This is a genomic window from Pseudomonas sp. LAMO17WK12:I1, from assembly GCF_900177315.1.
Lineage (GTDB): Bacteria > Pseudomonadota > Gammaproteobacteria > Pseudomonadales > Pseudomonadaceae > Aquipseudomonas > Aquipseudomonas marginalis.
Genome location: NZ_FWZV01000002.1, coordinates 215,669 through 238,039, shown reverse-complemented (window position 1 = coordinate 238,039; position 22,371 = coordinate 215,669). Strand labels below are relative to the sequence as shown.

Genomic DNA, 22,371 nt, shown 5'->3' with positions numbered 1-22,371 from the left:
CCACGCTAGCGGTAGTTCCGCACCGAAGCAGCTATGGAATACTGGGTGGCGGAATGTTCACCGTCATCGCCATCGCTCAAAACCGATCGCCAAAGATAATCGGTGTTCTTCAGCGCCTGTTGGCTAAGGCGTTCCATCGCCAACTGCTCAGTTATGCCCTGATCTCGTGCGAACGCTTTGGCGTTTTCTTCGAGCCATTTCTGCTCTTCGTAATGCAGCTGTCGGTTGTAAGCAGTCGCGTACTGCGCAATCTCTGCACCCTTCGACAGATCTCCACCCACCGCGGCGGCTGCGACAAGGCCTGTCAGCTGCGAAGCCATCGACTCCAGTTGTTTATTTCCGCCTAGGCATACACATCATGCTCGCCACAAGTTAGTTCGACGATCGCAGGGGTTTCACTCGGCCTTTTCGGTGCGTTTTTTACCGGAACGAACGCCGGCAGTGTTGCGGGTGTTTTATCCCGGTAAGGCGGAATCCACTTTCAGATCACGTTGGCGTTGATGCCGTCGCTGATGGCAACACTGGATATGGAAGCACCGGGTTGCAGGCATTCCTGGACGACCTGGGCTTTGAACTGTTTGGGGTAAGAGTTTCGTTGGCGCATTAAGGGCTATCGCGTCCGCAAAAATAGGCGGACACCATCGCCCTTAATTTGGGTGCTCGGAAGGTGTGTTGGCTGTTCGCTTACGGAACCACCCCGGGGGGGCAGGACGCTGGGTATAGATCGGCCGAGTGAAGCGTTGAGAGCTCACCGCTTCATCGGGTCGGGATATTAATATTTGAAACGACCCACCAGTCCTTTGAGCTGACCAGAAATTTCTATCAGTCGACCCGAGCCGGTCTGTGAGGTCTGGGCAAAGCCTTCGACCAGTTGGGCGTCGGCATGGATCTGCGCAATGTGCCGATTGATCTCTTCGGCCACTTGGTGCTGCTCCTCTGCGGCAGTGGCAATTTGGGTATTTTGGTCGCGGATCAAGTCCACCGAGCCACGGATCTTGTCGAAGCTGTCACGTGCCTGCTGGATGCGTTCCACGCTGGCTTGGGACACTTTCAGGCTGCCTTGCATCTGCTGCGTGACCTCCTGTGTGCGCCGGGCGAGATTGCCCAGCAAGCTGTCGATCTCGCCGGTGGAGTCGGCTGTACGACGAGCCAGGGCTCGGACTTCGTCGGCGACAACGGCGAAGCCTCGGCCTTGATCGCCGGCGCGCGCCGCTTCAATCGCTGCGTTGAGAGCCAGCAAATTGGTCTGCTCGGCAATCGAGCGTATGGTGTCGAGAATGGTGTTGATGTTCTTGCTGTCCTGCTCCAGTAACTGCATGGTCTGGGTCGACTTTTGCAGGTCTTCGCTGAGTTTGAGCACGCTGCTGGTGGCTTCGCCGATGTGCTGCTGACCGTCATGTACGTCACGGTAGCCTTCGTCGGCACTAGTCGCGGCGGCACTGCAAGAACGTGCGACTTCGTTGGCAGTAGCGACCATTTCGTTGAACGCAGTGCTCACCAGCTCCACAGCTTCACGCTGGCGACCTGCAGCTTGGTTCATGTTGTTGGCCACTTCGCTAGTGTCGGCGGCGGCGGTCTGTAGGTCAGATGAGGCGTTGCCGATGCGCTGCACCAATTGTGCGATCATGCCCAAAAACTGGTTGAACCAGCCCGCCAAGCTGGCCGTTTCGTCCTTGCCCTGCACCTTGAGTTGGCGCGTCAGGTCACCTTCTCCTTCCGCGATTTCTTGCAGACCGTCGGCCACGCCGCGAATCGGACGCACGATAACATTCGCAAAGCTGGCGCCTACTATCGCGAACACCAATGCCAATGCCGCTGCAATGGCGGTGATCAACCAAGTCAGGCGGGTGACGTCGGCCATCACTTCATCACGCTTGATCAAGCCGATAAAGCGCCAACCTAGGTTTTCGGAACTGACCACGTTGGCCATGTAGGGCACGCCATCAATTTCGATCTGGTTCACGCCGTCGCCTTGCTTGGATAGTTCGGCATAGTTGGGGCCCAGGTCGGCCAGGGGTTTGAAGTTGTGCTTGGCGTCGCTGGGATCTACCAGCACGTTACCGTTGGCTTCCACCAGCATCAGATAGCCGCTGTCGCCCAGCTTGATGTTGCGCACTAGTTCAGTGAGCTGTTTGAGCGACACGTCCAGGCCAACCACTCCCAAGATATTCCCGGCGACGTCGGCGACAGTATGCACGGTGCCGATCAGCGTCACATCGTCCGGCGCCCAATAGTAGGCACCGGTGCGCACGCTGGTGCCTGACGCGGCGATGGCCGCTTTGTACCAGGGACGTACGCGTGGATCATAGTTGTTCAGTTTAGTATCGTCCGGCCAGCTAGCGTAGCCGCCGTCACTCAGACCCAGGGACAGGTAAGCGGTACTCGGATGGCTCTTGGCGAATTGCTCGAATATCGCAAGCAGCTCTCTGTTGGTCTGAGTAAGGGGGATTTGTGCCGCTTGGGCGCCAGCGTAGCTCTTGAGATCTTTGGCCGCGACGACGCGAGGGTCCTTGGCTATGTAGTCAACGTTTTGGCTGATGCCATCGAAAAACTGCTTCATGCCATTGTCGATCTGGTGGATCTCACGACCGCTGCTGTCGAGGAAATTGGCCAAGGCCCCCTCTCGCAGATTCAGCACCACCAAAACGGCGACCAAGATGACCGGGACGCACGCGATAACTGCGAACGCCCAAGTCAGCTTCTGCTTAATATTCATGACTTCACCTGCAGTATTTATAGTTTTGGCAAGGGGAAACGCTAACACTGAACGTCGCAAATGTTGTTATGAGGAGATAGAGCCCATTCGTACTCTAAGCTATCGACCGGGACGGTGCGAACTTTAGAACGATAACACTCTAAGTCTCGGAATGCTGCTTAAAAACTGTTTGGCCAACCGGCAGAATCAATGAGCGCTTTAATCATGCGCGCCAGGCTCTGGTTCAGCCGATCAATCGAATTGTTGACCTTTTTCCATAGCGGCGACCAATTCAGGCGCCTGTTCGTGAAATGCTATGGATCATTGCTACACCATCTAATCTACCGAACTCTTCACCGACACGTCTGATAAGTCCTGCGGGGTTCTCCACATAGCTATTGCGAATAACCCACGCGCAGTGACTGCACGTACACCTATAATTTGTATCCTTGACCCCTATCCCAATTATAGTGAGTCATTCTACTATTCTTCCTGTTGTCACTGACTGATCGAAATCAGTAGCCAAACTGCGCAAGCATGAATCGACGTTTTTATTGGAGTAACGTGCGTCTTTAGGACAGCGTCAATCGAACGGAATCAGTATCCCTGTAAAGTATAATATTTGGAGATACCAGAGCCGGCATTTTGAATTGCAGGGGCAGACGGTTTGCATCGAAGGAAGTATTAAGCAATGACACTCCTCTTAACCGCAAGGGTAGTACTGTAACTTTCCGAGCTATTCATTGAGCGTTTATCAACCAAAAAGCGTGCAACGACCCGAGTGCAATCGCTGCGGTGTAATGGATTTGTTACCAGCTCCGCTAGTCACGCTTACCTATCCCTTTCTGCGAGGGACAGGTAAGCGAAGCTGTGTTAGCACTTAATATTTTTCATCTCTGGATCATAGAAAGCGCGGAGGCTGGCTTCGACCTGGTACTTCTGCGCGGCAATTTCTATTTCGTATTTACCTTCCTTCACCCAATCAGCCGTCACGCCTGAGTCACTGCACACATATCCCATCGCCACGTTGCCACCGATGAAATGGCCGTACATTCCGGACGTGGTGCGGCCGACGATTTCTCCATTTCGGAAAATCGGCTCTTCGTGATAACTGGTAGCTTCAGGGTCCAGAAACTTGAAAAGCACCATACGTTTTTTAACCCCCTCGGCTTTCTGCTTTAGCAACGCTTCCTTGCCAATAAAACCACCCTCTTTGTTGAAGTCAGAAGCGAAGGACAGACCGGCCTCCAGCGGGGTGTCTTCCTCCATCACGTCATGACCAAAGTGGCGATAACCCTTCTCGATGCGCAACGAATTCAACGCATGGTAGCCACAGAGTTTCAGACCATGCGGTTCACCGGCGGCAACGATACGGTCGAACACATCAGGAGCAAATTCGGTAGGGATATAAAGCTCCCAGCCCAGCTCACCCACGTAAGTGATCCGCGAGGCGCGCACTCGGGCGTAGCCCAACTCGATCTCGCGCGAGGTCGCGAACGGGAACCCTTCATTGGAAAGGTCGTCCGTGGTAAGTGGTTGCAACAGATTGCGGGCGTTGGGCCCCATGATACTAATTACAGCCATCGATGAGGTGACGTCGGTGATCACCACATTGGCCTCCGCCGGCGTGTTGCGGCGCAGCCAATTCAATTCACGGGTCTGTGTCCATGGACCGGTGACAATCAGGAAAGAATCTTTCTCCAACCGTGTTACGGTCAGGTCCGCTTCAATGCCACCGCGTTCGTTAAGCCACTGGGTGTAAACGATCTTGCCAGGCTCAACATCGATATTGTTACTGCAGATGCGGTTCATCATCGACATTGCATCACGTCCTTGCACCATGATTTTGGCGAAGGAGCTCTGATCGAATAACCCCACGGTCTTGCGCACAGCCATGTGCTCGGCTGCAGACCAGTCGAACCAGTTCTGCTTGCCCCAGCTATAGCCATACTCGGGCTTGACGCCTTCGGGAGCGAAAAAGTTTGCGCGCTCCCAACCAACTACTTCGCCGTAGCAGGCGTTTGCCGCGACGAGGCGATCATGCAGGATACTTTTGCGGGCGTTCCTGGCGGTTTCAAACTGACGGAATGGCCAATGCATCGCGTAGAGCAGACCCAGGCCTTCGGTGGTACGGTCGTATAGATACTGTGAGTTGCCCTGAAATGGCATATTGCGCTTGATGTCTACGTCCCAAAGGTCCATCGGCGCATGGCCTTTTGCGATCCACTCGGCCAAAACTTTACCGGCGCCACCCGCTGATTGAATACCGATCGAGTTGAAACCGGCAGCGACAAAGTAGTTGCGCAGCTCAGGCGCTTCGCCCAAGTGGTAGCGGTCGTCCGGTGTAAAGCTTTCGGGTCCATTGAAGAAAACTTGCAGCCCCGTCTTTTCCATTGCTGGAACACGGCGGATAGCCGCTTCAAGGTAGGGTTCAAGATGGTCAAGATCAGGAGGCAGCTCATCGAAGCAGAAACTGTCAGGTATACCTTCGTGGCCCCAAGGCTTGGCGTTGGGCTCGAAGGTCCCTACCAACAATTTGCCGGCATCGGTCTTGAAGTAGTTGTAGTTGTCCAGGTCGCGCAGGGTGGGCAGCATGATGCCGTTGATTTCCGGCATCGGCTCGGTCACAACGTAATAATGTTCCGCCGCGTGCAGAGGGATGTTGACCCCTGCTTTCTTACCAAAATTGCGCGCCCACATGCCCGCACAATTGACGACGAACTCCGCATCGATATCGCCTTGAGCAGTTACCACGCCCGCGGCTTTTCCGTCCTTGATCTTGATGTCCAGAACCTGTGTGTTCTCGATGATGCGCGCTCCGCCCATGCGAGCGCCTTTGGCCAAGGCTTGGGTCACGTCCACCGGATTGACTACGCCGTCCAGTGGCAGATATACACCGCCGACGATGTCGTCGATGTTCAACAGCGGCCACAGATCCAGCGCCTGCTCAGGATTCACCACCTCGCAAGGAAAGCCGCACAATTTGGCCATTGAGGCGCCACGCTTGAGCTCGGTGAAACGCTCCTGATGGGTGGCGATGCTCAGCGAACCATTGCGAACAAAACCCGTCGCCTGTCCTGTTTCCGCTTCAAGGCCTTCATACAAACCGGCACTGTATTTGGCTAGCATACTCATGTTGTAAGTCGCCCGCAGAGTTGGCACCAAGCCGGCCGCATGCCAGGTGGTACCGCAGGTCAGCGTCTTGCGTTCCAACAACACGACATCTTTGATGCCCAGTTTGGTCAGGTGATAGGCAACGCTACAACCGATTACCCCACCACCGACGATGACTACGCGAGCTGAGCTCGGAATGCTATTGCTCATGTGAAACTCCAAGGCCGGTTCCCAGAGGGGCAACCAACTCGATGATTGGGTTATAAAACGACGGTTTTATTGCCGTACACCAGCACACGGTCTTCAAGATGGTTTCGAAGCCCCCGCGCCAGTACGGTCTTCTCGACGTCCTTGCCAAGCCTGACCAGGTCATCGACCGTCTGCTCATGACTAACCCGCGCAACGTCCTGCTCGATAATCGGCCCTTCATCGAGCTCTTCGGTGACGTAGTGACAGGTCGCACCGATAAGCTTCACACCGCGTCGAGAGGCTTGGTGATAAGGCTTGGCGCCAATGAATGACGGTAGAAAGCTGTGGTGGATGTTGATGACCTTGTGTCGGTATTTCTCACACAGGTTTTGAGGAAGAATTTGCATGTACCGCGCTAATACAATGCAATCGGCACGGTATTCATCAATCAGACGCTCGGTCCGGGCAAAGCCTGCTGACTTGTTGTCCTTGTCCACCGGCACATACTCGAAAGGAATGCCGTACCACTCCACTAGGCTGCGCAAATCTTCGTGGTTTGAAATGACGCAAGCGATGTCACAGACCAAATCTCCAGTCTTCCATCGGTCCAACAAATCAGTCATACAGTGCGAGCCTTTGCTGCACATCAACACCACACGCTTGCGCTGGTCACTATCCTCCAGACGCCAGTTCATGCTCATTTCCTGGGCAAGTGGTTCAACCATGCCGCGCAACACCTCCATGTCAAAAGGCAGCGAATCGGCTCGTACTACCATACGGCTGAAGAAGCGGTTGCTTTCTTCATCGGAGAACTGAGAGGCCTCTTCAACCCAACCGCCGTGGCTGGCAAACAGCCCGGCTGTGCGCGTAATGATCCCTACACGATCAGGGCAATCGAATGCGAAGGTGTAGGTTCTCTTTGTAGTCATGTCAGGCTCCTCAAGACAATGCAGCTTCAAGTGCAGGAACGGCTTCGAACAGATCGGCAACCAGGCCGTAATCGGCGATACGGAAAATCGGGGCGTCTTGATCCTTGTTGATCGCAACGATGATTTTTGAATCCTTCATACCCGCCAAATGCTGGATGGCCCCCGAAATACCCACGGCGATATACAACTGGGGCGCGACGATCTTGCCGGTCTGCCCGACTTGCATATCGTTGGAAACAAATCCTGCATCAACAGCGGCCCGGGATGCTCCAACCGCCGCGCCGAGCTTGTCGGCGACCCTTTCCAACAGTGCGAAATTTGCCCCGCTACCCATTCCACGACCACCGGAAACAATGATCTTCGCGCAGGTCAACTCAACCCGTTCACTTACACTGAAGTCGGCACTGACGAATCTGGAGAGGCCCGTTTCGTGGGCAAGTGCGAGCGCCGTGACTGCAGCGCTGGATGCCGACTTTTCTGCTGCCGCAAATGCCGTGGTGCGTACTGTCAGAACCTTCACCGGATCAGCACTTTCAACGGTCGCCAAGGCATTGCCGGCATAAAACGGACGCACAAAGCGACTGGTTGAGATGATCTCCACCACGTCGCTGATCTGAGCGACATCGAGCAATGCCGCTACGCGTGGTAACAGGTTTTTGCCATAGGCTGTCGAAGCGGCCAGCACATGGCTGTAAGCTGACGTTGTCACCAACTCAGTGACCAGCGCCGCCACATTTTCGACACCTTGGTCGGCATAAGCAGGTGCATCAGCGATCAACACCTGATTGACTCCGGTGAAGGTTGCGATTTCTTCGGCGATACGACCCGCATGCTTACCGGCGACCAGCACTTCAACCGACACGTCAAAGCGTGCAGCGGCGGTCAATGCATTCAAGGTTGCCAGCTTGAGCACGCCATCGTGGTGCTCAGCAATCAACAAAACAGCCATCAGATCACCCCCGCTTCGTTCTTCAGCTTTTGAACCAGTTCTTCTACGCTGCCCACGAGAACGCCTGCCATGCGCTCTTGCGGTGCGCTCACCTTGATGATTTTCAGCCGTGGAGCGACGTCAACGCCCAGATCATCGCCTTCGATAACTTCCAGTGGTTTTTTCTTGGCTTTCATGATGTTGGGCAGCGATGCGTAGCGTGGCTCGTTCAAGCGCAAGTCAGCAGTTATTACGGCAGGCAGCCGAAGGCTGCGGGTTTCCAGACCACCGTCAACTTCCCGGATCACGTCGACCCATTCCCCGACCACCTTGATGTCCGAGGCGAAAGCGCCTTGAGAACTGCCCATCAAAGCCGACAACATCTGGCCGGTCTGGTTGTTGTCCCCATCAATGGACTGTTTACCCAACAGAACGATGCCGGGTAATTCACGCTTGACCACTTCGTTGAGCAACTTGGCGATGGCCAGCGGTTCAAGATCGCTCGCCGATTTGATCAGCACGGCGCGGTCCGCCCCCATGGCCAGCGCTGTACGCAATTGTTCCTGGCAAACATCTGGTCCCACGGAAACTGCGATAACCTCGCTGGCTTGCCCGCTTTCCTTCAACTGCAGCGCCGCCTCGACCGCGATCTCACAAAAGGGGTTGATCGACATTTTGACGTTGCTCAACTCCACGTCAGACTCATCCGTCTTGACCCGGACCTTGACGTTAGCGTCCAGGACCCGCTTCACCGCCACCAACACCTTCATATCAACCTCCGAATAAGTCCACGACTGCTTCAGACTGATGCTATAAGCCTCAATAACCTCTTACAAACGATCTATCTAGCACTCATGAATAAGGTGTACTTATTCGTATTGCTGGTACAGCGCGCAAGAAAAAACCCGGCATACGCCGGGTTAAAAGCCATCCAATCCTCTTGTTTTCACAACCCTCTCTCGCGATGTGTGAAGCGTCTGCTTTCCTTACATGCTGGTGTAATTAGGGCCACCGCCCCCTTCGGGAACGCGCCAAGTAATATTTTGGCTCGGATCCTTGATGTCGCAGGTCTTACAATGCAAGCAGTTTTGCGCATTGATCTGAAAACGCTTTTGCTCCCCATCCTCAACCACCTCGTACACCCCGGCCGGGCAGTAGCGCTGTGCGGGTTCGGCATAGGTCGTCAGATTAAAAGCGATCGGCAACTGCGCATCCCTGAGCATTAAATGGCAGGGCTGATCTTCTTCGTGGTTGGTGTTAGACAGATAAACTGAAGAGGTCTTGTCAAAACTCAGCACATTGTCCGGTTTGGGGTAGTCAATGGCCTTCGCTTGATCGGCACGCACCATAGTCGAGTAATCGGCACGCGTGTCACGCAACGTCCAGGGTGTTTTCCCCTTAAGCAGGTTCAAGTCCAACCACGCATAAGCCGCGCCGATCAGGCTGCCGAAGCGATGCAATGCGGGGCCAAAATTACGTTGCTGGTGCAACTCCTCATGAATGGAGGAGTTTTTGAATCGGATCGCATAGTCTGCCAGATCCTGGCCAGCCGCATCATCAACGAGCAGGGCTTCGAAGATTGTCTCCGCGGCCAGGATTCCGGATTTCATCGCCGTGTGCGAGCCTTTGATTTTGGCGAAATTCAAGGTACCAGCGTCACAACCGATCAACAAACCTCCAGGAAAATGCATCTTGGGTAGCGACTGCAGCCCGCCTTTGGCAATCGCCCGGGCACCGTAGCTGATACGCGATCCACCCCGCAGGAATTGCTCATAGAGCGGATGGTGTTTGAGTTGCTGCAGCTCGTCGAAAGGAGAGAGGAATGGATTGCGGTAGTTGAGGTCAACGACTTGGCCGATCACGACTTGGCGATTTTCAAGGTGATACATGAAAGCGCCACCTTGGGCGCCACTCACGGTCAAGGGCCACCCGGTACTGTGAATCACCAAGCCCGGGACATGTTGCTCGGCCGGAATCTCCCAGACCTCTTTGATACCCAGACCGTAATGCTGAGGATCAGAATCAGCGTCGAGCCGATATTGATGGATCAATTGTTTGCCCAAATGACCTCGGCAACCTTCAGCAAACACCGTCTGCTTGCCAATCAACTCGATACCTGGGATGAAACTACCTTTTTGATTGCCGGATCGATCGACTCCCATGTCAGCAGTGACCACGCCCTTGACTCGTCCTTGCTCGTCATACAGAACATCAGCGGCGGGAAAGCCGGCAAACACATCGACTCCCAGTGCTTCAGCCTGCTGGCCGAGCCAACGACAGACATTCCCCAGGCTGACAATGTAATTGCCTTCGTTGTGCATCGTCTCGGGAGCCAAGACACCCGGCACCCTGATCGACAGGCGCGACGACGACAGATAATAAATCTCGTCCGAACTGACCGGCGATTGCAGCGGTGCACCCATCTCGCGCCATTCGGGAAATAACTCGTTAAGAGCCGAAGGCTCGAACACCGCACCGGACATAATGTGCGCACCGACCTCGGCGCCCTTTTCCACCAGACACACAGAGAGCTCTCGCCCTGCTTCCAGCGCCAGTTGCCGCAGGCGAATCGCGGTGGACAACCCAGCGGGTCCGCCACCCACTACGACTACATCGAATTCCATTGCATCGCGTTGCATCACAGCCTCCAGGCATTTAATCGTGCCTCTGGAGTCCATGCTACGAGCGCCTCTGACGTCGCAACAAACGATGTATCCATCACTGATTAATAAGCGGAGCTAATTCGTTACCGAAGTTCCGATTCCAGCCACGTACAAAATGCCTGGGCTGCTCCCGAAAGGGGTTTGCTAAGTGGCTTGAGCAAATAGAACCCCGCCAGGCTCTCGATGCTCTGGTTCAGCGGAGAAACGAGTTGACCGCGAAGCCTGGACTTCTCGACCAGTTCCTCGTTGAGCAAGCACACACCCGCGTTTTCGATCGCCATGCTGGCGGCAATGGCATAGCTGTCTACATAGAACCGCTGGTAGTTCTCCGCCTCGCCCTGAGGATGCGAGGCCAGCCAATCGCTCCAACCGTTGGGCGTACCCAATACATCGATAAGCGCCAGGCTCAGCAGGCCGCCCGCGCTGCGCAGCTTGGCCGCAACATCCAATGAGCAGTAGGGCCGCAATTCGGTGGAAAGCAATTGCTGGACCTCATATTGCTGCCAGTTTCCGGAGCCGTAGCGTATCTCAAGCTCTGCGCTACTCGGCGGCGCATCGGCTTCCCAGTTCACGCCATACATGCGCAGTGAGATTTGCGGATACAACTCGGCAAATCGCTCCATTCGCGGTGCTAGCCAGAGCTGCGCGAAGGAGTTGTTCACGCTGATCTCAAGAACGCCCTGCGCCACTGAGCTGAAGATATTGTTCATACCCTGATGCATGTGCCATAGGCCTTCTCGAACCACCGCCAGATAGGCTCGGCCCGATACGGTCAGTTGAATCGAACGGGTCTGACGCTGAAAAAGCGGCTTGCCGAGTTTGTGCTCCAGCAACTTGATCTGTTGGCTGACTGCCGACTGACTCATGTTCAACTCGATGGCCGCCGCGGAAAAGCTCAAATGACGACCTACCGACTCAAACGTTCGCAGCCAGTTCAACTGAAGGTTAGTCAACGACACGGATAATCTCCCATAAGCCCTACTTATAAATATAGGCCGTATACATCGTTTGTAGCGACTACTCAACCACCTTAGCATCACCGCACCCGCCCTGAACGCCAGCGAAGTTGTTTTCCAACCATCCTCTCAAAGGATGGGTTACCTCTACGGAAGAACTAGCGGCTCTGGAAGGAGAACTTGCCGTGCAGATATTCAGTGAAACATATCCGGCAAAGATGATTCGCGGCTGCCTGTATGACTCAAAGGGCAACGCCCTGAAGGCTCGAATGCCGTTTTTTCTGACCGCTGACAGGATAGGATAAGATGAAGATGACTCAACTATTGGATCAAACCCTAAGCCCCCAGGCCGACATTATTGACGGCAAGGGTTTCGCAGAAACGCTGCACAAATCAGTTGCCATAGGTGCGCGGACGTTTCGCGAAAAACGCGGCAGAGCACCTGGCCTTGCTGTGGTACTGGTCGGTCAGGATCCTGCCAGCCAGGTCTATGTCAAAACGAAAATGAAAAAAGCCTTGGAATCCGGTATCGACTCATTTCCACACTTGCTTGACAGCGCGACATCGCAAGCTGAGCTACTGCAACTGATCGACAAACTGAACAATGATCGCTACGTCCACGGGATCCTGGTGCAGTTGCCATTACCCGCCCATATCGATGAATCCAAAGTCATTACCGCGATCGATCCAGCGAAGGACGTCGATGGTTTTCACCCAATTAACGTTGGACTGCTAGGCCAGGGCAAAGCGTCCCTCATTCCATGCACACCGCTGGGTTGCTTGATGATGCTAAGGGACCATTTGGGTAATTTGAGCGGAAAAAAAGCGGTCATCGTGGGCAGGTCGAACATTGTCGGCAAGCCGATGGCCAATCTGCTTCTCCAGGAAAACTGCACCGTGACGATCGTGCACTCCAGAACCGAGGACCTGAATAGCGAATGCCGTCAGGCTGATATTTTGATCGTTGCCATGGGTAAAGCGGAGTTCATCAGTGCCGAGGCCATTAAGCCGGGTGCCATCGTGATCGATGTGGGGATCAACCGTGTTGAAAAGGATGGGCGCTCAGTACTTGTTGGCGACGTCGATTTCGAGTCGGTCAGCACCGTCGCAGCGGCCATTACGCCTGTACCTGGTGGCGTCGGCCCGATGACGGTGGCATGTCTGATGCGTAACACGCTCGTTGCGGCTGAAGCCATCGAAAGCGACAGGGCCGACCACTATCGAAGTGCGTAGGTTGAAAAGCATGTGGCTTGTGCTAGCGGCACAAGCAGCGAAGCGTTTAACAAAACTTACTGGCTGGTTGCCCCCCGCAGCACAGTGGCCTCGGCCTCTCTCTTCAAGCAGCTTTGACCTTAATTTCGAGGAACGACAATGACGAGTATCGAACATTTTATCAATGGCGAACCTTTCGCCGATGACGCCCGTACCAGTGACGTCTTCAATCCCGCCACTGGTCAGGCGATCCACAAACTTGGCTTGGCCTCCCGCGCCACGGTTCAACACGCAATAGACGCGGCCAAAGCTGCGTTCCCGGCGTGGCGCAACACCCCACCGGCCAAGCGTGCCCAAGTCATGTTTCGGTTCAAACAATTGCTGGAGGCCAACGAGCACCGCATAGCCCTGCTGATCAGCAAAGAGCATGGCAAAACGATCGAAGACGCCGTGGGTGAACTCAAGCGTGGCATCGAAAACGTTGAGTTTGCCTCGGCCGCGCCGGTTATCTTAAAGGGCGAATACAGCCGCAATGTCGGCCCCAATATTGATGCCTGGAGCGATCTGCAACCCATAGGTGTCGTTGCCGGTATTACTCCGTTCAATTTCCCGGCCATGGTGCCGCTGTGGATGTATCCACTGGCCATTGTCTGTGGCAACACCTTCATTCTCAAACCGTCCGAACGCGATCCGAGTTCTACGCTGTTGATCGCTCAATTGTTGCATGAAGCTGGTTTGCCAAAAGGCGTACTCAATGTGGTGCATGGCGACAAGGAGGCGGTCGATGCACTTATCGAAGCTCCGGAGGTCAAGGCATTGAGCTTCGTCGGCTCGACGCCGATCGCGGAGTATATTTACTCCGAAGGCACCAAACGTGGCAAACGCGTGCAGGCTTTGGGTGGTGCAAAAAACCACGCCGTTTTGATGCCCGACGCAGACCTGAATAATGCTGTAAACGCGTTGATGGGCGCTGCCTATGGCTCATGTGGTGAACGCTGCATGGCAATCTCTGTCGCTGTGTGTGTCGGGGACCAGGTAGCCGATGCGCTTATCGCCAAGCTGGAGCCACAAGTGAAAGCATTGAAGATCGGTGCGGGTTCCTCATGTGGACTTGACATGGGCCCTCTGGTAACTGCTGCTGCTCGGGACAAAGTGGTCAGCTACATTGACGATGGTTTGACTTCAGGAGCGAAACTGGTGGTCGATGGTCGCGGCTATCGTGTCCCAGGCCACGAAGATGGGTATTTTCTCGGTGGTACGCTATTCGACAACGTCACCCCAGACATGCGTATCTACAAAGAAGAAATTTTCGGCCCGGTACTGTGCGTCGTGCGAGTTAGCAGCCTGGAGGCCGCCATGCAGCTAATTAACAGCCACGAGTATGGAAACGGCACATGCATTTTCACTCGCGATGGTGAAGCTGCTCGTCTGTTCTGCGATGAAATTGAAGTGGGCATGGTGGGCATCAACGTACCGCTGCCAGTGCCGGTCAGCTATCACAGCTTCGGTGGCTGGAAACGGTCTCTATTCGGCGACTTGCATGCCTACGGTCCGGATGGTGTTCGATTCTACACCCGCAAGAAAGCCATCACTCAACGCTGGCCAAAGCGTGCAAACCATGAAGCCGCACAGTTTGCCTTCCCGAGCAATAGCCAGGGGCAATGCGTTTGAGCGGCGTTGCCATCAACTCTTCTGTCGGGAAAGAAGATCGAAGCGCTGCTCCCACCGTAGAGGTTTTACGGTTGACGCGGCCCCCTAGGAACGGGGCTCGTGTTCGTCATTACTGAGCTTTCGTCGATAGCCTTGGTCGGGCTTGAGACCTGGCCGCTTGCACACTGGCGGCCTTCTTTTTTCAGCGCGGCAATAAATGGCGCAGGCTTACGTATTCAAAAAGACATAGCCAAGAAATCCCGCTGGCACTCTGCACACAGCCGATGGCCCGCGCGCATCGCAACTTGGCTATTAAAAACAAGGGGATGGGCTGAGCGGCAGACAAGCCAGGCCCTCCATCAGTGACTATCCTGAAACAAACGAACTAGACTCTAGTGATGAGTAAGTGCTGCCTGATACGATGGAGATCTCGTTCTCAGAACCTCCATCGCACCCGACAGTCATCCGTTAGCTGAAAGTGCGATGTGGGTCGATGACAAATTTTTTGGGCACTCCGGCATCAAATTCACCATACCCTGCCGGCGCCTGATCCAGACTGATCACCTGCACGCCCACCACCTCAGCGATATTGATACGGTCCCACATGATCGCCTGCATGAGCGCGCGATTGTACTTCATTACCGGAGTCTGGCCGGTGTGGAAGCTGTGGGATTTCGCCCAGCCGAGGCCAAAGCGAACGCTTAGGGCGCCAATTTTTGCCGCAGCATCCACTGCTCCCGGGTCCTCGGTAACGTAAAGACCTGGAATACCAATTTTGCCAGCCACTCTAACCACGCCCATCAACGAATTGAGTACAGTGGCCGGTGCCTCATGTTTCACGCCGTCATGACCATGACCGCGCGCTTCGAAGCCCACTGCGTCGACCGCGCAATCGACTTCCGGCTCGCCGAGCAATGCAGCAATCTGCTCGTGCAGCGGAGTGTCCAGCGACAGGTCAGCGATTTCAAAACCCTGTGACTTCGCGTGTGCCAGACGCACAGTGTTGACGTCACCGACGATGACCACGGCCGCGCCCAGCAATCGAGCAGACGCGGCTGCGGCCAGGCCGACCGGCCCGGCGCCAGCGATGTATACCGTGCTGCCAGGACCGACGCCGGCTGTCACTGCGCCGTGAAATCCGGTCGGCAGGATATCGGAGAGACAGGTCAAGTCGCGGATTTTTTCCATGGCGCGGTCCCGATCCGGCAACTTCAGCAGGTTGAAGTCAGCGTACGGCACCATCGCATATTCGGCCTGGCCACCTGTCCAGTCGCCCATGTCGACATACCCGTAGGCACCGCCCGGGCGGGCCGGGTTTACGCTCAGGCATACGCCAGTATGCATTTCCTTGCAGGATCGGCAGCGCCCGCAGGCGACGTTAAACGGCACCGACACCAGATCGCCGATCTTCAGGTTTTCCACGTCGCTGCCCTTTTCGATCACTTCACCGGTAATTTCGTGACCGAGTACCAGACCGACCTGGGCGGTGGTACGTCCACGGACCATGTGCTGATCAGAACCACAGATGTTGGTTGAGATAACTTTGAGTATGACGCCGTGTTCGATCTTCTTGCCGCGTGGGTCCTGCATTTTGGGGTAGTCGATATTGCGCACCTCGACCTTGCCAGCGCCCAGGTAAACTACCCCTCTATTATTTGCAGTCATGTTTTTTCTCCGCGTCAATTATGCTCACAGGTATCTGTGAGCTGTTGTTCCAATTCGCTCGCCAGTGAAGGCCCTTAATCAGGTGCATTGGGTTGCCTGTAGGCACGGAGTTAAGCGTGGCCGTGCGACCACTGTCGACCGTCCAGAAGAGGTGTTGGTTTGAGGGCGCAAAACACTCACTGAATTCAGGTATGCATCAATCCCCATAAAGCCAGTAGTGGTCTCGCGCCAGACTGCACCGTGTGAACGATGGATTGCGGGTTGTAAACCACCCCACCTGGCCCAGGCCTAAACCAACCGCAGCCCTCTTGGTACCACTCCCCCTCTGAGAGCACGAGGTAAAACTCTCTGGGAGGATGATTGTGAAAGGGGTAACGGACGCCGGGCGCCATGACCATCAGCCCCAGCGTTATTGCGTCACACTGAATCCTGCTTCCCTTGCCAATGACCAACGCGTGCCGGTGCCTATCCACAAAGTGAACGTCTTCATTCAAGGCAGCATGGCGCTTGATCCATACCGCATCCGGTAACAGCCTTTCGATGCATTCCACCAGAGCACTGTTGACCAGCGAAGAGGCTTTTGCATCCGCCAGGCTTTGCATCAGCCATTCGTGAATACATTGATCGTCTTCGATCTGCACCTGAATATCGGCATTGATTGACAGTTGCGCGGCCTGAACAGATCGACGGCTCGCGGAGATTTCATGCGCCCAGTCTTGTCCTCGATAGGACCCGAGATTTTCAGCAACCTGAACCAACAGTTGTTGAGCATGTTCAAGTTGCACCGCTTGTTGCCAAAGCGATTCAGAGAAAGCCATGCAAACCTCCGTACTCGGTGTCTTGAGAAGCAGGTAACGGCGTCGACGATCAGAGATCGATAACCAGGTCAGACGTTGGCCTACTGCAACAAAGCAGCCGAAATCCTTTATCAATTTCCCTCTGGCGGATGCCTCCATTAGCGTTCATGTCAACAGAGCCCTCCAGTACTGCGGTTTTGCATGTACCACAAATACCCTGGCTGCATGAGCTGGGAACCACCGCTCCAGCGCGCCTGGCTGCGGAAAGGATCGTTTCGCCGCTACTCATCTGAAAGGTTTTACCTGACTTTGCCAGCGTTATAGTAAACGCACCGTTTGACGCAGTCGGCGACGCAACTGCGGGCACTACCACCGGACTTGATGGATCCCCCAGGTCGAAGCTTTCCTGGTGATAATGCTCCATGTCGAAGCCTGCCCCAGCGAGCAGTGCTTGCACGGCGTCCATGTAGCCTTTCGGCCCGCAAGTGAAGACCTCGCGCTCCAGAAAGTCAGGCACAGAGCGACTAAGGATCTCAAGGGTAAGACGTCCGACAGGACCACTCCACTCGGGCTCAGAATCGGTCGTTTCGCAAACCGCAAGCACTCGAAGACTGGGTTTGAGCGCCTGGAGCAAGTGAAGCTCTTGTCTGAAGACGATATCGACCGGAGACCGAGCACTGTGAACGAAGGCAATATCGACATCGGCCGCAAGATCGTGACTTGCGCGAGTCATCGACATCAAAGGTGTAACCCCCGATCCGGCCGAGAGATACAACAACTTGCGGGCGTCGCTGCAGGTCGAAGTAAAGGCTCCAGCAGGGCCGTATGCAATCAGTTGATCACCCGCATGCAAGTTTTCGTGCAACCAGTTCGAGACCAATCCGCCAGGTACCCGCTTTACCGTAATCGAAAAGGTGAACGGCCGTGCTGGTGAGGATGAAAGCGTGTAACAGCGTGAAATTGCCAGCCCATTGATAGTCGGCACAATCGTGATGAACTGCCCCGGCTCGAAAGCCAGTGCCTGGAACTCATCGCTGTGAAAGGTGAAGGTCTTCACATCGTGGGTTTCATCCCTGACATCACAACATTTCAGGCTTTTCGGTTCACCACTGCTCCAACCGGTATCGAACGATGACCATACTTCGACGTCATTGAAACGTAACTTTTCCACCGGCACAGGGACTTTTAGACAGGTACTCATCGAACATCTCCCGTTCAAGCACTATGCGCAATGAGACGTGCGGTGTACCAGCGAGTGAACTGGTGTACGTAAGCCTCAACGAGATGCGAAAACGGGCCCGGTATGTAAGCCGGATCCTGGGTGCCGCTGTAGGTAATTTTGACCAGACCGGCATCCTGCTGATTGGTTGCGATCCACACTTCGGTCAAGCGTTGCAGGTCGTAATCCTTACCTTCAACGGCGTCTTTGTGCACGAGCCACTTGGATCGCACGAGTGTTTTGCCAGGCGACAGCGGGATCAACCACGAAATAACGGCATGATCGCTCATCACATGGGTCCACGAGTTATGCGTCCAGAAGTGAGTATCCCCCAGATCCGGGCGGGTCAGTTCACCGAACAGTTTCGTGCAGGCGACGCGGGTGTCTAGAGTCTGCGATTCGCCATGACCGGAGATCACCAGCCGTTGCGCACGGAATTGAGTGACAGCGTCCTCATCCAGATACTCGATAGCGTCACAGACCAGGCCTTCTCTTTCCCAGCTTTCTTTGGCAATTACGCTTTTCGCCTTGTGGGCTTCCAGTACACGAAGTGATTCCTCGGTCATGCCTTCAGTACTACCGGCAAAGTCTTCAGGCAAAAATGAGACATTGAGCTCTGGGTGGCCCGCCGCGCAGTGATAGCACTCGCGATTGTTCTCGATCACCAGCTTCCAGTTACCCTCCTCGATGATCTCCGTTTCATAGGCGATCTTGGTGTTGGTCAAGTCGTAGGGGGCAAAACGCGGCGCCATGTTGTCGACCAGATAATCGATATCGGCTGGCGGTTCATCGCTGAGGCAGGCCAGAATATGTGCACCCACGACACGACAGGCTACAGGGATGAGACTGCGGCATGTGGGGTCAAAGTCCTTCCCCATGTCACGCGTGTGCTTGAGAGACCCGTCGAGGTCGTAGGTCCATTGATGATACGGGCACACCAGCATCCCAACGGTAGAAAGGCCCGCTTCCTTGAGGCGGGCACCGCGATGTCGACAGACATTACGAAACGCCCTGACTTGTTCGTCATCATCTCTCACAAGAATGATTGATGACTTTCCAATGTCGACGGTGGATACATCACCGGGTTCGGGAATTTCGGTGGTGACACCCACAACGATCCAGTGTTTGTGGAAAAATATTTCCAAATCATTCTCAAATATATCTTCGCGACCAAATACCGCGCCATCCAAGGCGCTCCACTGAGCACGCGCCTTTACAATTTCAAGATGGCTTTTTTGTTTTAAGTTATTCATAGACACCTCACGAGCAGGCTTTATTGCCAACGATGCGTGACAGTATCTGAACAGCTATAAACATCGGTCAATGCGGTTTATTTTCAAGTCACCATGACTCAAAGTTATGAGTCATAGACTACTCTGGCAAGGCTCAATGTCGTCGGCACGCAGGCAATCCATCAACTTGTCAATGACCGGCGTTTTGGGTCGCCCAGCAGCGAGAAAGATGTAGTAAGCATCACTAGGTACAATGGCGTGACTGGATACACGAACGAGCCGACCGGACGCCAGGTGGTTTTCCAGCAGCCGCCCCCAACCCAATGCAATTCCGTGCCCCTGGACTGCAGCTAGAATTGCGTCGCCATACATCGCGCAACGCAAGCTGAACGCAAGCTTGGGCGGTGTATACGCCAGGGCGCGAAACCAGGTGTTCCATGTCATCCAACCCTCAAGCGTTGCGTCCGTGTCAATGAGCTGATTATGGGCAAGCTCATCCAATGAGGTCGGTGGACAATGCCGAGCCAACCACGATGGCGAACATACCGGGAAAATCTCCTCATCGAACAGAAAAACTGCTGTGCCGTCATCCCATTTGCCGTGACCAAAGCGGACCGAAAGGTCGGCATCACGATCCGAGGGTGTCGTAAGCCGCAAACGGAGTTTCGGTAATTGCTCTCTCAGAAGATGTAAACGCGGCATGATTCGCAGGTTTGAGAAATCAGCAGTGCTGGCCAGCGCGATAGCTTCCTCGCCTTGCCCTTCCGCATATTTGTCGAACACGCCTGCAATGCGCTGCATAGATTCTGACATCGCGTCGTAGAGAGCATTGCCTTCTGTCGTTAATTGATTGGAGCGGTGCAGGCGATAGAACAGCTGCGCACCAAAAGTATCTTCAAGAAACTTAACATGTTTACTTACCGCCGCTTGGGTGACGCCAAGCTCTTGTGCCGCGATAGTGAAACTGCCGTTTCGTGCGACCGCCTCAAATGCCACAAGCGCGTTCATCGAAGGGATGATCCGGCGATACCCCTTGTGTTGTCGAGTTTTCAACGGCTGATTCATTTTGTTTCCCATTGAAATTATGCAAACCGGCGCCGGTAACGTCGGCATTTTGGAGGTGCCTACCGAAAAGTACGACCAGATCAGTTCGAGACTCGACGTGTATTGGATACCATGGTCTTGAGATCACCTTCCAACGATGCCGCTTCACTCAGACTGATGCCAGCAGTTTCTGGCACCAAGCGCCAGAAAACGATAACCCCGATGCTGCCCACTACGAAGTAAGGTGACGCTGATAGGGCCCTTTGCCAATCAACCAGCGGGGCGATTCGGGCGTGCCCATACGAATTAGTAGTAGAGTGGCGCTGAAGAAAGCGGCGCTGGCCAGCACGCTTTTCCATCTATCAGGACCCGGATTCGACGAAATGAGTTGCTCCATCATGTACGCGCGGCGGCTCCCCATGAACCAATAGATAGTGAGCCCTGCCGGCGGTGAGCCACGTATTTTCTTGAAGAAACTCCACGTCACGAGGTGCATGTGGGAACTTTCGATTTTGCGGAACCTGAGGCCAAGGCCCAGAAAAATCTATCAGAACCAATACCTCTAATAAAAATCGTATCATCCATATACGTTTGCTTGGTTTAGAAACCAAACTTTCATTTTTTCCGTGTGATGGACCAAGACGAAGCCACATGACCTCGTCTTGCAGGTAACTTCACAGGTCAGTAAGAGATTCCATGGAATCTAACTCACCCAATCCAAGCCATCTCCTTGCCACTCCGTTTGAGGATGACATCCAATCGTGGGCTATCGATACCCTACAGCCCACGATTCACTTCTTACAAAACAGGATTACACTCGGACGCTATCACTTCCCGGACATGACAGCCCATTGATTGATCAGCTTGGTGTTGGCGTCCCACCATTTCTGTACTGCTTGTTCCATGTTCATCCCACCATTAATAGACATGTTGATGGCCGTGATGTCGTCGATCGGTACAAATACACTTGCGACAGCTTCCCGGGCCCAAGAGTTATCGTTGGAAAAGCCCTTCTTGGCAATCCAGTAATAGCTTTGCGGCGCAGGGAATACACCTTTTGGATCGTCCAGATAGCGGACCTTGAACTTCATGTCCATCCAAGACGGCTGCCACAGCATAGTGACAATGGGGGCCTTACGCTCAATGGCTGATTGCAATTGGGCAGTCATGGCGGCGGTACTACCGTCAACTAGCGTGTACTGCAAGTTGTACTGTTTAATGGCGTCAGCGGTTTGTTGCATGATACCGGCACCCGATTCAATACCGATGATTTTCCCACCGACCTGATCTTTGATTGAGTTCAACTCATCAATTGACTTGATCGGCATGTAGTCGGGCACCACTATCCCTTGGTGCAAACCATGGGAAGCAACTGACACCTTTTCGAGACGCTGGTAGTTTTTCTTCCAATAGTCAGCGGTAATGTTATTGATGTGCGAAACCATCAGGTCGACATCCCCCCTCGCGAGCGCAGCGAAGCCAATTCCCCAATCCGGAAAGGTAGTCAACTCGACAGTAAACCCTTGTTTTTCTAAAAACTTTTGGGTGATCTCGGAGATCGGCATAACATCTTCCCAGGGAAGCGTACCGATCTTGATAGTTGTTTTTTCCGCCGCATGGCTAAAGGCAGCGAACAAACACATCAGTGAAACGGCCAGGACCTTCAACAGCTTATGCATAGTTTGACCCTTCTTTTGTGCATGAAATATCAGCGCAGAATCTTCTGCAGCTATTGGTTTCGATACAGCGTCGCTATCCCTACCTGCTCCAGGTCGGGTCACGTCCTTGTGTGGCTGCCCCCTACAACTCGGGACACCCTGGCGAATCGAATGGACTTCGCCAGAATCACGGTTTGTGCGCATCCAGACTCAATGACTGCCTGATATTGCTCCTTGAGGGTGCATTCACTTCATCCATGGCGAGTTGGGCATGCGCGGTCAGCGGCAAGGGATGCGAAAGGCCACAGCCCTGGCTCTCTGCCCCACTTATTTCAAAACAAGGTTGGCCGAATTCGAAATTCAGACGCCTGAGAAATGTTTCGTGCAAGGTTGTACACAAAGCACGTAAAGACAGGATGA

At 54.3% G+C, this 22,371-nt stretch carries 18 protein-coding genes and 1 pseudogene; 2 read left to right on the top strand and 17 right to left on the bottom strand.

The features are described 5' to 3' along the window. Positions 1–5: 5 nt before the first annotated feature. From B9N88_RS03710 to B9N88_RS03670, 10 genes and pseudogenes are all read right to left on the bottom strand, one after another. Positions 6–320, bottom strand: a complete 315-nt coding sequence (locus B9N88_RS03710) for a hypothetical protein (RefSeq protein WP_027603362.1) — start codon at positions 318–320, stop codon at positions 6–8. A gap of 161 nt (positions 321–481) precedes the next feature. Further along, positions 482–604 carry a transposase gene (locus B9N88_RS03705; protein WP_081744357.1) on the bottom strand — a complete coding sequence of 41 codons (123 nt, stop codon included), beginning with the start codon at positions 602–604 and terminating at the stop codon, positions 482–484. Positions 605–772: 168 nt separating this feature from the next. Continuing rightward, complete coding sequence (locus B9N88_RS33170; protein WP_371263345.1) at positions 773–1,540, bottom strand: methyl-accepting chemotaxis protein; 768 nt, start codon at positions 1,538–1,540, stop codon at positions 773–775. Positions 1,541–1,633: 93 nt separating this feature from the next. After that, positions 1,634–2,560 (bottom strand): annotated as a pseudogene (locus tag B9N88_RS33165) (cache domain-containing protein); the annotation flags it as partial. Between the two features lie 1,008 nt (positions 2,561–3,568). After that, positions 3,569–6,019 (bottom strand): GcvT family protein, encoded by a 2,451-nt coding sequence (locus B9N88_RS03695; protein ID WP_027603360.1) that lies wholly within the window; start codon positions 6,017–6,019, stop codon positions 3,569–3,571. 50 nt (positions 6,020–6,069) lie between these two features. Beyond that, positions 6,070–6,927, bottom strand: a complete 858-nt coding sequence (purU, locus tag B9N88_RS03690; protein ID WP_027603359.1) for a formyltetrahydrofolate deformylase — start codon at positions 6,925–6,927, stop codon at positions 6,070–6,072. A 10-nt stretch (positions 6,928–6,937) separates the two neighbouring features. Continuing rightward, entirely contained in the window at positions 6,938–7,876 is a 939-nt protein-coding gene (locus tag B9N88_RS03685) for an electron transfer flavoprotein subunit alpha/FixB family protein (protein ID WP_027603358.1), read from the bottom strand. Continuing rightward, entirely contained in the window at positions 7,876–8,625 is a 750-nt protein-coding gene (locus B9N88_RS03680; RefSeq protein WP_027603357.1) for an electron transfer flavoprotein subunit beta/FixA family protein, read from the bottom strand. Before B9N88_RS03680 ends, B9N88_RS03685 begins: the two co-directional genes overlap by 1 nt. Positions 8,626–8,841: 216 nt before the next feature. Then, a complete protein-coding gene (locus tag B9N88_RS03675) occupies positions 8,842–10,494 on the bottom strand; it encodes an electron transfer flavoprotein-ubiquinone oxidoreductase (protein WP_027603356.1) in 1,653 nt (550 codons plus the stop codon). Positions 10,495–10,601: 107 nt separating this feature from the next. Then, positions 10,602–11,477: a LysR family transcriptional regulator gene (locus B9N88_RS03670; protein ID WP_027603355.1), complete on the bottom strand. Its 876-nt coding sequence runs from the start codon at positions 11,475–11,477 to the stop codon at positions 10,602–10,604. Positions 11,478–11,780: 303 nt separating this feature from the next. Here B9N88_RS03670 and folD point away from each other — a divergent pair, with 303 nt between their 5' ends. Together folD and B9N88_RS03660 are read left to right on the top strand one after the other, a co-directional pair. Beyond that, entirely contained in the window at positions 11,781–12,707 is a 927-nt protein-coding gene (gene folD, locus B9N88_RS03665) for a bifunctional methylenetetrahydrofolate dehydrogenase/methenyltetrahydrofolate cyclohydrolase FolD (RefSeq protein ID WP_081744355.1), read from the top strand. Between the two features lie 138 nt (positions 12,708–12,845). After that, positions 12,846–14,357: a CoA-acylating methylmalonate-semialdehyde dehydrogenase gene (locus B9N88_RS03660; RefSeq protein ID WP_027603354.1), complete on the top strand. Its 1,512-nt coding sequence runs from the start codon at positions 12,846–12,848 to the stop codon at positions 14,355–14,357. A gap of 447 nt (positions 14,358–14,804) precedes the next feature. Here B9N88_RS03660 and fdhA read toward each other — a convergent pair whose 3' ends face one another. From fdhA to B9N88_RS03625, 7 genes are all read right to left on the bottom strand, one after another. Continuing rightward, complete coding sequence (gene fdhA, locus B9N88_RS03655; protein ID WP_027603353.1) at positions 14,805–16,001, bottom strand: formaldehyde dehydrogenase, glutathione-independent; 1,197 nt, start codon at positions 15,999–16,001, stop codon at positions 14,805–14,807. Positions 16,002–16,186: 185 nt separating this feature from the next. Further along, positions 16,187–16,819 (bottom strand): dimethylsulfonioproprionate lyase family protein, encoded by a 633-nt coding sequence (locus tag B9N88_RS03650; RefSeq protein WP_051429284.1) that lies wholly within the window; start codon positions 16,817–16,819, stop codon positions 16,187–16,189. 49 nt (positions 16,820–16,868) lie between these two features. Further along, the gene (locus tag B9N88_RS03645; RefSeq protein ID WP_051429283.1) at positions 16,869–17,999 is read right to left on the bottom strand and encodes an FAD-binding oxidoreductase; all 1,131 of its coding nucleotides are present in this window, start codon (positions 17,997–17,999) and stop codon (positions 16,869–16,871) included. A 14-nt stretch (positions 18,000–18,013) separates the two neighbouring features. Next, on the bottom strand, positions 18,014–19,270 hold the full coding sequence (locus tag B9N88_RS03640) for an aromatic ring-hydroxylating oxygenase subunit alpha (protein ID WP_027603351.1): 1,257 nt from the start codon (positions 19,268–19,270) through the stop codon (positions 18,014–18,016). Between the two features lie 111 nt (positions 19,271–19,381). Continuing rightward, positions 19,382–20,314: a LysR substrate-binding domain-containing protein gene (locus B9N88_RS03635; RefSeq protein ID WP_027603350.1), complete on the bottom strand. Its 933-nt coding sequence runs from the start codon at positions 20,312–20,314 to the stop codon at positions 19,382–19,384. A 211-nt stretch (positions 20,315–20,525) separates the two neighbouring features. Next, a complete protein-coding gene (locus B9N88_RS33160) occupies positions 20,526–20,789 on the bottom strand; it encodes an MFS transporter (protein WP_027603349.1) in 264 nt (87 codons plus the stop codon). A gap of 331 nt (positions 20,790–21,120) precedes the next feature. Then, positions 21,121–21,972 carry a glycine betaine ABC transporter substrate-binding protein gene (locus tag B9N88_RS03625; RefSeq protein ID WP_051429282.1) on the bottom strand — a complete coding sequence of 284 codons (852 nt, stop codon included), beginning with the start codon at positions 21,970–21,972 and terminating at the stop codon, positions 21,121–21,123. Between the last annotated feature and the right edge of the window lie 399 nt (positions 21,973–22,371).